Genomic DNA, 12,316 nt, shown 5'->3' with positions numbered 1-12,316 from the left:
ACATGGCTGTAGAAGATACTCAACCGCTCATCACGCATTTGATTGAGCTGCGTAAGCGACTCCTGAACTGCATTATTGCGGTTCTGGTGATCTTTCTGGCGTTGGTTTATTTTGCCAACGACATTTACCATATGGTTGCGGCACCGCTGATCAAGCAAATGCCGCAGGGTGCGACGATGATCGCCACAGATGTGGCCTCGCCGTTCTTTACCCCGATAAAGCTCACCTTTATGGTGTCGCTGATCCTGTCAGCGCCAGTGATCCTGTACCAGGTATGGGCATTTATTGCTCCCGCGTTATATAAGCATGAACGCCGTCTTGTTGTGCCGCTGCTGGTTTCAAGTTCGCTGCTGTTCTATATCGGCATGGCATTCGCCTACTTTGTCGTCTTCCCGCTGGCGTTTGGTTTCCTTGCCAATACGGCTCCGCAGGGCGTACAGGTGTCGACGGATATTGCCAGCTACCTCAGCTTCGTAATGGCACTTTTCATGGCCTTTGGGGTCTCTTTCGAGGTTCCCGTTGCCATTGTGCTGCTGTGCTGGATGGGTATTACGACGCCTGACGAATTACGTAAAAAACGTCCTTATGTTGTCGTCGGCGCCTTTGTCGTGGGGATGTTACTGACGCCGCCGGATGTCTTCTCGCAAACGCTGTTGGCCATACCGATGTACTGCCTGTTTGAAGTCGGCGTTTTCTTCTCCCGTTTCTATGTCGGTAAGCGACGTACGCGAGACGAAGATAACGAGGCGGAGAACGAAAAAGCTGAAGCTGCCGATAAAACCGAAGAATAAATTCAACCGCCCGTAAGGGCGGTTGTCATATGGGAGGAAGCATGTTTGATATTGGCGTTAATCTAACCAGTACGCAATTTGCAAAAGACAGGGATGAGGTTGTCGCGCGTGCCTTTGCTGCCGGCGTAAATGGCATGCTTTTGACCGGAACTAACCTGCACGAAAGCCAGCAGGCGTTAAAACTGGCACAGCATTATCCACATTGCTGGTCCACCGCGGGTGTTCACCCGCATGACAGTAGTCAATGGCAACCCTCAACGGAAGAGGCGATTGTGGCGCTGGCAAACCAGTCTGAAGTGGTCGCCATTGGCGAATGTGGGCTGGATTTCAATCGCAATTTCTCCACGCCGCAGGAGCAGGAGCGGGCGTTTGAGGCACAACTGCGTATCGCCGCCGAGTTGCAGATGCCGGTTTTCATGCATTGCCGCGACGCACATGACCGTTTTCTGACGCTGCTCGAACCCTGGCTGGACAGCCTTCCAGGCGCTGTATTGCACTGCTTTACCGGCTCACGCCAGGAGATGCAGGACTGCGTAGACAGGGGGCTGTATATTGGCATCACCGGATGGGTCTGCGATGAGCGTCGGGGCATGGAACTCCGGGAACTGCTGCCGTTTATCCCGGTGGAAAGGCTCCTGATCGAAACCGATGCCCCTTATTTACTCCCCCGCGATTTAACACCGAAACCGGCTTCACGTCGTAATGAACCTGCGCACCTGCCGCACATTCTTGAGCGTGTTGCGCACTGGCGTGGAGACGATCCTCAGCGCCTGGCAGCCGCTATCGACGCCAATGTCAGGACACTCTTCGAAGTCACCTTCTGAGGCGGATTTAGATTTTGCGAAAACCGGTGTTTTTCACGCTCTGCTTAACCTCTTTATTCAGCAGGTTAAGCAGCAGCATGGAGCGTGCCTCGCCATCTGGTTCGGTGAAAATTGCCTTCAGCCCTTCAAATGCACCTTCGGTGATAATCACGCTATCTCCTGGATACGGGGTTTCAGGGTCAATAATCCCTTCTGGTTTGTAGATGGAAAGCTGGTGAATAACGGAAGACGGAACTGTTGCGGGTGTTGCACCAAAGCGGACGAAATGGCTGACGCCACGCGTGGCATTGATGGTGGTGGTGTGGATCACTTCCGGGTCGAATTCGACAAACATGTAGTTAGGGAAAAGTGGCTCACTGACTGTAGTACGTTTTCCACGCACTATTTTTTCCAGGGTGATCATGGGCGTCAGGCAGCTCACGGCCTGTCTTTCCAGGTGTTCCTGGGCACGCTGAAGTTGCCCGCGTTTGCAGTACAGTAAATACCAGGCTTGCATAATAACTCTTATCCGCTTGTTCTGAGCGTAAGCATAACAAAAGCCATGCACTAAGTTAATTATACCCGCCTCAACGCAACCCGAAACGCATTGGGTATATAATCCCTGCGCTTGCATGTACCGCCAGAGTTCACGCTAATTTAACAAAAATACAGCATCGCAATGATGAACGCCGTATAATGAGGCGCTTACGAAGAGGCCACAATGGACGCCATGAAATATAACGATTTACGCGACTTCCTGACGCTGCTTGAACAGCAGGGTGAGCTCAAACGCATTACGCTTCCAGTGGATCCTCATCTGGAAATCACTGAAATTGCCGATCGCACGCTGCGTGCGGGCGGGCCTGCGTTGTTGTTTGAGAACCCTAAAGGCTATTCGATGCCGGTGCTGTGCAACCTGTTTGGCACGCCTAAGCGTGTTGCAATGGGGATGGGACAAGAAGATGTCTCTGCGCTGCGGGAAGTGGGTAAGCTGTTGGCGTTTTTGAAAGAGCCGGAGCCGCCAAAAGGGTTCCGCGATCTGTTTGATAAGCTGCCGCAGTTCAAGCAGGTTTTGAATATGCCGACCAAACGGCTGCGCGGTGCACCTTGTCAGCAAAAAATCGCGTCAGGCGATGACGTCGATCTCAACCGTATTCCCATCATGACCTGCTGGCCGGAAGATGCCGCCCCGCTGATCACCTGGGGGCTCACCGTGACGCGTGGCCCGCATAAAGAACGGCAGAATCTGGGCATCTACCGTCAGCAGCTGATCGGCAAAAACAAGCTTATTATGCGCTGGCTTTCCCATCGTGGTGGCGCGCTTGATTATCAGGAGTGGTGTGCAGCCCATCCTGGTGAGCGTTTTCCAGTTGCGGTAGCGCTGGGGGCCGATCCGGCAACGATTTTGGGCGCGGTAACGCCGGTACCTGACACGTTATCGGAATACGCGTTTGCCGGACTGTTGCGCGGTACCAAGACCGAAGTGGTCAAATGTATTTCCAACGATCTTGAAGTCCCAGCCAGCGCAGAGATCGTGCTGGAAGGCTACATCGAGCCGGGGGAGTTAGCGCCGGAAGGTCCGTACGGCGACCATACGGGTTACTACAATGAAGTGGATAGCTTTCCGGTCTTCACCGTCACGCACGTTACCCAGCGTGAAGATGCTATTTATCACTCCACCTACACCGGGCGTCCACCCGATGAACCTGCCGTGCTGGGCGTGGCGCTGAACGAAGTGTTCGTGCCGATTCTGCAAAAGCAGTTCCCGGAAATCGTCGATTTTTATCTGCCACCGGAAGGTTGTTCGTATCGACTGGCGGTTGTCACGATCAAAAAACAGTACGCCGGTCATGCCAAACGCGTCATGATGGGTGTTTGGTCGTTTTTACGACAGTTTATGTACACCAAATTTGTTATTGTCTGCGATGACGATGTCAACGCACGTGACTGGAATGATGTGATTTGGGCGATCACCACCCGTATGGACCCGGCCCGGGATACGGTGTTGGTAGAGAATACACCGATTGATTATCTGGATTTTGCCTCGCCGGTCTCCGGCCTTGGTTCAAAAATGGGCCTGGATGCTACCAATAAATGGCCGGGTGAGACCCAACGTGAATGGGGACGTCCGATTAAAAAAGATCCCGAAGTGACTGCGCGCATTGACGCAATTTGGGATGAGCTGGCCATCTTTAATGACGGCAAAAGCGCCTGAGGCGCGATCGTTTTGCCTATTGATCCGACAGAGAGAGCGCATGACAACCTTAAGCTGTAAAGTGACCTCGGTAGAAGCTATCACTGACACCGTATATCGCGTCCGTTTAGTGCCAGACGCGGCGTTTTCCTTTCGTGCTGGTCAGTATTTAATGGTCGTGATGGATGAACGAGATAAGCGTCCGTTCTCCATGGCCTCAACGCCGGATGAGCACGGGTTCATTGAGCTGCACGTGGGTGCCTCTGAGCTTAACCTGTATGCGATGGCCGTCATGGATCGCATTCTCCAGGATCGAGAAATCAACGTGGATATCCCGCACGGCGAAGCCTGGCTGCGTGACGATGAAGACCGACCGCTGATCCTGATTGCTGGCGGCACCGGCTTCTCTTATGCGCGCTCGATTTTACTGACCGCGCTGGCGCGCAACCCAAACCGTGACGTGACGATTTACTGGGGCGGGCGTGAAGAGAAGCATCTCTACGATCTCGGTGAACTGGAAGCGTTGTCTGTTAATCACCCGAACCTGCGCGTTGAGCCCGTGGTCGAACAGCCTGAAGAAGGTTGGCGTGGTCGTACGGGTACCGTACTAACGGCAGTATTGCAGGATCACGGCACGCTGGCTGAGCATGACATCTACATTGCCGGGCGTTTTGAGATGGCAAAAATCGCGCGCGATCTGTTCTGTAATGAGCGTCAGGCACGTGAAGATCGCCTGTTTGGTGATGCGTTCGCTTTTATTTAAAAATAAAAAACCCGCCCCTGACAGGCGGGAAGAACGGCAACTAAACCTTCTCTCTTCGCCATTGGCACCAATAGCTTTGAGATAACATTTTGTAGGCCGGATAAGACGTTTTTACGTCGCCATCCGGCATCGTTGCCGGGGGCGCTTCGCTTGCCCGGCCTACAAGATGCGGCACTCTGTGATTACACTCTCTCAAATACCGTAGCGATACCCTGACCCAACCCAATACACATCGTCGCCAGACCAAACTGCACGTCTTTACGCTCCATCAGGTTCAGCAGGGTGGTGCTGATACGCGCACCGGAACATCCCAGCGGGTGGCCCAGGGCGATCGCACCGCCGTTGAGGTTGATCTTCTCGTCAATCTGCTCCATCAAGCCCAGATCTTTAATGCATGGCAGGATCTGCGCAGCAAAGGCTTCGTTCATTTCAAACAAACCGATGTCACTGACGGAAAGCCCAGCTTTTTTCAGCGCCAACTTTGAGGCTGGAACCGGGCCGTAACCCATGATTGACGGATCGCAACCGACCACCGCCATTGAGCGAATGCGCGCGCGCGGCGTCAGGCCCAGTTCGCGGGCACGGCTCTCGCTCATTACCAACATAGCAGCGGCACCGTCGGAAAGCGCGGAAGAGGTACCGGCAGTGACCGTACCGCTAACCGGATCAAACGCCGGACGCAGGGTAGACAACGCTTCGAGGGTGGTTTCCGGACGGATCACTTCGTCGTAGTTAAACTGTTTCAACACGCCGTCGGCATCGTGACCGCCAGTCGGGATGATTTCATTTTTAAATGCGCCAGACTGGGTGGCAGCCCAGGCGCGAGCGTGTGAACGTGCGGCGAAGGCATCCTGCATTTCACGGCTGATACCGTGCATACGAGAGAGCATTTCCGCCGTCAGGCCCATCATCCCCGCGGCTTTTGCCACGTTGCGGCTCATTCCCGGATGAAAATCTACGCCGTGGCTCATTGGCACGTGACCCATATGCTCCACGCCGCCAATCAGGCAAGCCTGAGCATCGCCGGTCATAATCATGCGCGCCGCATCGTGCAGGGCCTGCATGGATGAACCGCACAAGCGGTTGACGGTGACAGCCGGGACGGAGTGTGGGACTTCCGCCAGCAGTGCTGCGTTACGGGCGATATTGAACCCTTGCTCCAGCGTCTGTTGTACGCAACCCCAGTAAATGTCATCGAGAGCCGCGGGCTCAAGCGCTGGATTCCGCGCCAGCAGGCTACGCATTAAATGTGCGGAGAGATCTTCTGCCCGCACGTGACGGAACGCGCCCCCTTTCGAACGGCCCATCGGGGTACGGATCGCATCAACAATTACAACCTGTTCCATTGTGACTCCTTAAGCCGTTTTCAGGTCGCCAACCGGGCGGGCAGGCTCAACCGAGGGATAGTACGGTTCGTTATGACGCGCTTTATTACGCAATCCTTCAGGCACCTCATACAGTGGGCCGAGGTGCTGGTATTGCTGCGCCATATCGAGGTATTTGGCGCTGCCGAGCGTATCCAGCCAGCGGAACGCACCGCCGTGGAACGGAGGGAAGCCGAGACCGTAAACCAGTGCCATATCGGCTTCCGCCGGGCTGGCAATGATGCCTTCTTCCAGGCAGCGCACCACTTCGTTGACCATCGGGATCATCATGCGGGCGATAATCTCGTCATCACTGAAATCGCGCTTCGGCTGGCTGACGTCTGCCAGCAGGCCATCGACCGCAGCATCCTCTTCTTTCTTCGGCTTGCCTTTGCTGTCTTCTTTATAACGCCAGAACCCGAGACCATTTTTCTGTCCAAAGCGGCTGGCATCGAACAGGGCATCGATCGCGTCGCGATAATCTTTCTGCATCCGCTGCGGGAAGCCTGCGGACATCACTGCCTGCGCGTGATGTGCAGTATCAATACCGACTACGTCCAGTAAATACGCCGGACCCATTGGCCAACCGAACTGTTTCTCCATCACCTTATCGACTTTGCGGAAGTCCGCGCCGTCGCGCAGTAACTGGCTGAAACCGGCGAAGTAGGGGAACAGCACGCGGTTTACAAAGAAGCCAGGGCAGTCGTTGACCACAATCGGCGTTTTGCCCATCAGGCTTGCCCAGGCGACGACTTTAGCGATGGTTTCATCCGAGCTTTTCTCACCGCGGATGATCTCAACCAGCGGCATCCGGTGCACCGGGTTAAAGAAGTGCATGCCACAGAAGTTTTCCGGGCGCTTCAGAACGCTGGCCAGTTCGCTAATCGGAATGGTAGACGTGTTTGACGCCAGCACGGTATCCGGGCGCACTTTATCTTCGGTCTCTGCAAGCACCGCTTTTTTCACTTTTGGATTTTCAACAACCGCTTCCACCACCACGTCCACGCGCTCAAAGCCGGTGTAGTCGAGGGTTGGTTGGATGGTGGAAATCACGCCCGCCATCTTCAGACCGTCGATCTTGCCGCGCTCAAGTTGCTTATTCAGCAGCTTGGCGGCTTCGGTCATGCCCAGCGTCAGCGATTTATCGTTGATATCTTTCATGATAACCGGCACGCCTTTCCAGGCAGACTGGTAGGCTATACCGCCACCCATAATGCCTGCGCCCAGAACTGCGGCTTGCTTCGGTGTCTCAATATCCTTCGTCAGTTTTTTCGCTTTCGCTTTGACGTACTGATCGTTGAGGAAAATACCGACCAGCGCACGCGCCTCGTTGGTGTGCGCCAGCGGGACAAAACTTTGGTTTTCCAGGTTCAGCGCTTCTTCACGACCGAAGCGGGCGGCAGCTTCAATCGTTTTCACAGCGGTAATCGGGGCTGGGTAATGTTTCCCTGCCGTCTGCGCAACCATGCCTTTGGCGATGGTAAAGCTCATGGCCGCTTCAATTTTGCTGAGTTTCAGCGGCTCCAGTTTTGGTTGGCGTTTGGCCCGCCAGTCGAGGTCGCCGTTGATTGCCTGACGCAGTACCGCCATTGCGCCCTCGAGCAGTTTTTCCTGCTTCACAATGCCATCAACCAGACCGATTTTCAGTGCCTGCTCGGCACCGACGTCTTTACCCGCAGCAATGATTTCCAGCGCGCTGTCTGCACCCAGCATGCGTGGCATACGCACGGAACCGCCAAAGCCCGGCATGATGCCCAGCTTGGTTTCCGGTAGACCGATGCGCAGGTCCGGGGTTGCCAGACGGTAGTCGGTCGCCAGGACGCACTCGCAGCCGCCACCCAGCGCATAGCCGTTGACCGCAGACAGGGTTGGGACAGGCAGATCTTCCAGGCGATTAAAGACGCTGTTGGCAAAGTGCAGCCACTGGCTTAGCTGTTCTTCAGGAACAAGGAACAGTGAAAGGAATTCGGTGATATCGGCACCGACAATAAAGGCTGCTTTGTTAGAACGCAGCAGCAGCCCTTTTAAATCATGTTGTTTCTCCAGCACATCCAGCGCATGGCCAAGGCTGGCTACGGTTGCCGTGTCGAGTTTATTGACTGAGCCAGGGGCATCGAACACCAGTTCGGCGATGCCATCTTCCAGCCAGTCGAGGTACAGGGTGTCGCCTTTGTAAAGCATGTCAGTCTCCTGAATCCGCAAGGTGATCTGGTCATACCAGATGAATCGAAGTGTGTGTTTTATGTTAATAAAATGCAAATGAATGATTAAAGAAATGACGGGCCGATCACGCTCGGCAGAAATCACGCAGTCACAGGACGATGTGCTAAGATGCGGAGACTTGAGGTCAAAAAAACAGAAGGGTAAATAATGGAATCACTGGCCGCACTCTATAAAAATCATATTGTTACCTTACAGGAACGGACCCGCGATGCGCTGGCGCGTTTTAAGCTGGATGCGTTACTTATTCACTCCGGTGAGCTGGTTAACGTTTTTCTCGACGACCATCCGTATCCGTTCAAGGTCAATCCGCAGTTTAAAGCCTGGGTACCCGTCACGCAGGTTCCCAACTGCTGGTTGCTGGTGGATGGTGTTAATAAGCCTAAGTTGTGGTTCTACCTGCCGGTGGATTACTGGCACAACGTTGAGCCGCTGCCGACCTCTTTCTGGACCGAAGAAGTTGAAATCATTGCGTTGCCAAAAGCCGACGGTATTGGTAGCCAGTTGCCTGCTGCCCGCGGCAATATCGGGTACATCGGCCCGGTACCGGAACGTGCGCTGCAGCTGGACATTGCTGCCAGCAACATCAACCCGAAAGGGGTGATCGACTATCTTCACTATTACCGTGCGTATAAAACCGATTACGAGCTGGCCTGCATGCGCGAAGCGCAGAAAATGGCGGTAAGTGGACATCGTGCAGCCGAAGAAGCGTTCCGTTCAGGGATGAGCGAGTTCGACATCAACCTGGCGTACCTGACAGCCACGGGGCATCGCGATACCGACGTGCCTTACAGCAACATCGTTGCGCTTAACGAACATGCCTCTGTACTGCATTACACCAAGCTGGATCATCAACCGCCGTCAGAAATCCGCAGCTTCCTGCTGGACGCCGGGGCGGAATATAACGGCTATGCGGCAGACCTGACGCGGACCTGGTCGGCGAAAAGCGACAACGACTATGCACAGTTGGTGAAAGACGTTAATGAAGAAGAACTGGCGCTAATTGCAACCATGAAAGCGGGTGTCAACTATGTGGATTATCACATTCAGTTCCATCAGCGCATCGCGAAGCTGCTGCGTAAACATCAAATCATCACCGACATGAGTGAAGAGGCGATGGTGGAAAACGATCTTACCGGGCCGTTTATGCCGCACGGTATTGGTCACCCGCTGGGATTACAGGTGCATGATGTCGCTGGTTTTATGCAGGATGATAGCGGTACGCATCTTGCCGCACCGTCGAAGTATCCGTACCTGCGCTGCACTCGCGTGCTGCAACCGGGCATGGTCCTGACCATTGAGCCGGGCATTTACTTTATCGAATCCCTGTTAGCGCCGTGGCGTGAAGGGCAATTCAGCAAACACTTCAACTGGCAGAAGATTGACGCGCTGAAGCCGTTCGGTGGTATTCGTATTGAAGACAACGTGGTCGTCCATGAGAATCATATCGAAAACATGACCCGGGATTTGAAACTGGCGTAATGGACAGTTGGTTAATCCCTGCGGCGCCGGTTAGCGTCGTTGAAGAGATCAAAAAAAGCCGCTTCATTACGTTGCTTGCCCACACGGACGGCGTAGAGGCGGCAAAAGCGTTTGTCGAGTCAGTCAGGGCAGAGCATCCGGACGCCCGCCACCATTGCGTGGCGTGGGTAGCGGGTGCGCCGGATGACTCGCAACAGCTGGGCTTTTCGGACGACGGCGAACCGGCGGGGACGGCAGGTAAACCGATGCTTGCGCAGCTAATGGGCAGTGGCGTTGGCGAGATTACCGCGGTGGTGGTGCGCTACTACGGCGGTATTCTTCTCGGTACAGGTGGACTGGTCAAAGCCTACGGTGGTGGGGTGAGCCAGGCATTGCGGCAATTAACAACGCAGCGCAAGACGCCGCTTACCGAATATACTTTGCAGTGTGAGTACGGCCAACTGGCAGGTATTGAAGCACTGTTGGGGCAGTTCGACGGTAAAATCATAGCCAGTGATTACCAGGCATTCGTTCAGCTACGGGTAGCGCTTCCTTACACGAAAGTGAATGAATTTTCAGCAAGGCTGGCGGATTTTAGTCGAGGTTCATTGCAATTGTTAGCGATTGAAGAATAATCCCCACCTCATTTTAAAGAACTAAGGAAGCGGCAGAGATGCATTTTCGCGCCATTACCCGAATCGTTGGACTACTGGTCATCTTATTCTCGGGGACAATGATCATCCCCGGACTGGTAGCGCTCATCTACCGTGATGGGGCGGGTCGTGCATTTACGCAAACTTTCTTTGTCGCGCTGGCGATTGGCTCCATGCTGTGGTGGCCGAACCGTAAAGAAAAGGGCGAACTGAAATCCCGCGAAGGGTTTCTTATCGTGGTCTTGTTCTGGACCGTGCTGGGCAGCGTGGGTGCGCTACCGTTTATCTTTGCTGAAAGTCCAAACCTCACGATCACCGATGCGTTTTTCGAATCCTTCTCCGGCTTAACTACGACGGGCGCAACCACGCTGGTGGGGCTGGATTCATTACCACATGCGATTCTCTTTTATCGTCAAATGCTGCAATGGTTTGGCGGGATGGGGATCATCGTGCTGGCGGTGGCTATTCTGCCCATTCTTGGCGTCGGCGGTATGCAGCTTTACCGGGCAGAAATGCCTGGGCCGCTGAAAGACAATAAAATGCGTCCGCGTATTGCCGAAACGGCGAAAACCCTGTGGCTTATCTATGTATTGCTGACAGTGGCCTGTGCGCTGGCGCTGTGGTTTGCCGGCATGCCTGCGTTTGACGCTATCGGTCACAGCTTTGCGACCATTGCTATCGGCGGCTTTTCAACGCATGACGCCAGCGTGGGTTATTTCGATAGTCCGACTATCAACACAATTATTGCAATCTTCCTGCTGATCTCCGGGTGTAACTATGGCCTGCACTTCTCTTTATTAAGCGGGCGTAGTCTGAAGGTCTATTGGCGCGATCCGGAATTTCGGATGTTCATTGGGGTACAGCTGACGCTGGTGGCTATCTGTACGCTAGTATTGTGGATCCACAATACCTACGGTTCGGCGCTAACGACAATCAATCAGGCCTTTTTCCAGGTGGTGTCGATGGCGACCACCGCGGGGTTCACCACGGACAGTATTGCTCGCTGGCCGTTGTTCCTGCCCGTGCTGTTGCTGTGTTCTGCCTTTATTGGTGGCTGTGCCGGGTCAACGGGCGGTGGCTTGAAGGTGATTCGTATTCTGCTGCTGTTCAAGCAGGGTAACCGTGAGTTGAAGCGCCTGGTCCACCCGAACGCGGTTTACAGTATTAAGCTAGGTAACCGTGCACTGCCAGAACGTATCCTCGAAGCAGTATGGGGATTCTTCTCGGCCTATGCGCTGGTCTTTATTATCAGTATGCTGGCGATTATCGCGACCGGCGTGGATGACTTCTCTGCATTTGCTTCCGTTGTCGCGACGCTGAATAACCTGGGGCCAGGGCTGGGTGTGGTTGCCGACAACTTTGCCAGTATGAACCCGGTGGCGAAATGGATCCTGATTGCCAATATGCTGTTTGGTCGTCTGGAGGTCTTTACTCTGCTGGTACTCTTTACCCCTACCTTCTGGCGTGAATAATGGAGTAACACGTGAAAACACTGATTCTTTTTTCTTCCCGGGATGGACAAACGCGCGAAATCGCCGAGTATCTGGCTTCTGAGCTCAAAGAGTTGGGCATCTGGGCGGATGTGATGAATCTGCACCGCACCGAAGAGCCTGACTGGCAGCACTATGACAGCGTGGTGATCGGTGCCTCGATTCGCTACGGTCACTACCATTCTGCTTTTCAGACGTTTGTGAAGAAGCACGCTACGCGGCTGAACGCGATGCCGAGTGCGTTCTACTCCGTTAATCTGGTCGCCCGTAAGCCGGAAAAACGTACCCCGCAAACCAACAGCTATGCGCGCAAGTTTCTGATGACCTCGCCGTGGCGACCCGATCGTAGCGCGGTGATCGCTGGCGCACTGCTTTATCCTCGCTATCGTTGGTATGACCGCGTCATGATCCAACTGATTATGAAGATGTCCGGTGGCGAAACGGATACGAATAAAGAAGTGGTCTATACCGATTGGGAACAGGTTGCGAGTTTTGCGCGAGAAATAGCGCAATTAACCAACAAAGCGTCGTTAAAATAAACGTAAAGAATAAAAAATACGCACTCGGAAAATTATTT

At 54.1% G+C, this 12,316-nt stretch carries 11 protein-coding genes; 8 read left to right on the top strand and 3 right to left on the bottom strand.

The features are described from left to right. The first annotated feature begins 2 nt into the window (after positions 1-2). Both tatC and tatD read left to right on the top strand, forming a co-directional pair. On the top strand, positions 3-791 hold the full coding sequence (gene tatC, locus AC3ITF_RS21790; RefSeq protein ID WP_096758905.1) for a Sec-independent protein translocase subunit TatC: 789 nt from the start codon (positions 3-5) through the stop codon (positions 789-791). A gap of 41 nt (positions 792-832) precedes the next feature. Next, the gene (tatD, locus tag AC3ITF_RS21785; RefSeq protein WP_489176011.1) at positions 833-1,615 is read left to right on the top strand and encodes a 3'-5' ssDNA/RNA exonuclease TatD; all 783 of its coding nucleotides are present in this window, start codon (positions 833-835) and stop codon (positions 1,613-1,615) included. 7 nt (positions 1,616-1,622) lie between these two features. Here tatD and rfaH read toward each other — a convergent pair whose 3' ends face one another. Beyond that, a complete protein-coding gene (gene rfaH / locus AC3ITF_RS21780; protein WP_115259830.1) occupies positions 1,623-2,111 on the bottom strand; it encodes a transcription/translation regulatory transformer protein RfaH in 489 nt (162 codons plus the stop codon). Positions 2,112-2,315: 204 nt separating this feature from the next. On the opposite strand from rfaH, the gene ubiD reads away from it, so the two are divergent. Next, positions 2,316-3,809, top strand: a complete 1,494-nt coding sequence (ubiD, locus tag AC3ITF_RS21775) for a 4-hydroxy-3-polyprenylbenzoate decarboxylase (protein WP_096758902.1) — start codon at positions 2,316-2,318, stop codon at positions 3,807-3,809. Between the two features lie 40 nt (positions 3,810-3,849). Beyond that, positions 3,850-4,551 carry an NAD(P)H-flavin reductase gene (fre, locus tag AC3ITF_RS21770; RefSeq protein ID WP_096758901.1) on the top strand — a complete coding sequence of 234 codons (702 nt, stop codon included), beginning with the start codon at positions 3,850-3,852 and terminating at the stop codon, positions 4,549-4,551. Between the two features lie 182 nt (positions 4,552-4,733). Here fre and fadA read toward each other — a convergent pair whose 3' ends face one another. Beyond that, positions 4,734-5,897, bottom strand: coding sequence for an acetyl-CoA C-acyltransferase FadA (fadA, locus tag AC3ITF_RS21765; RefSeq protein ID WP_096758900.1), 1,164 nt, complete (start codon positions 5,895-5,897; stop codon positions 4,734-4,736). Positions 5,898-5,906: 9 nt separating this feature from the next. Further along, a complete protein-coding gene (gene fadB / locus AC3ITF_RS21760) occupies positions 5,907-8,096 on the bottom strand; it encodes a fatty acid oxidation complex subunit alpha FadB (RefSeq protein WP_117343801.1) in 2,190 nt (729 codons plus the stop codon). A 189-nt stretch (positions 8,097-8,285) separates the two neighbouring features. Between fadB and pepQ the strand changes: the two genes are divergently transcribed. Genes pepQ through hemG form a run of 4 tightly spaced genes read left to right on the top strand, consistent with a single transcriptional unit; the run spans position 8,286 to position 12,278 of the window. Beyond that, entirely contained in the window at positions 8,286-9,617 is a 1,332-nt protein-coding gene (gene pepQ, locus AC3ITF_RS21755; RefSeq protein WP_115259828.1) for a Xaa-Pro dipeptidase, read from the top strand. Then, complete coding sequence (locus AC3ITF_RS21750; protein WP_135912790.1) at positions 9,617-10,231, top strand: IMPACT family protein; 615 nt, start codon at positions 9,617-9,619, stop codon at positions 10,229-10,231. Before pepQ ends, AC3ITF_RS21750 begins: the two co-directional genes overlap by 1 nt. A gap of 38 nt (positions 10,232-10,269) precedes the next feature. Continuing rightward, positions 10,270-11,721, top strand: a complete 1,452-nt coding sequence (trkH, locus tag AC3ITF_RS21745; RefSeq protein ID WP_115259827.1) for a Trk system potassium transporter TrkH — start codon at positions 10,270-10,272, stop codon at positions 11,719-11,721. A gap of 11 nt (positions 11,722-11,732) precedes the next feature. Continuing rightward, on the top strand, positions 11,733-12,278 hold the full coding sequence (hemG, locus tag AC3ITF_RS21740; protein WP_181540204.1) for a menaquinone-dependent protoporphyrinogen IX dehydrogenase: 546 nt from the start codon (positions 11,733-11,735) through the stop codon (positions 12,276-12,278). Positions 12,279-12,316: the final 38 nt, after the last annotated feature.

The organism is Citrobacter sp. KH_055_1 (assembly GCF_057838705.1).
Note: the sequence above shows the minus strand (reverse complement) of the source record. Positions and strands in the feature narration are given on the sequence as shown.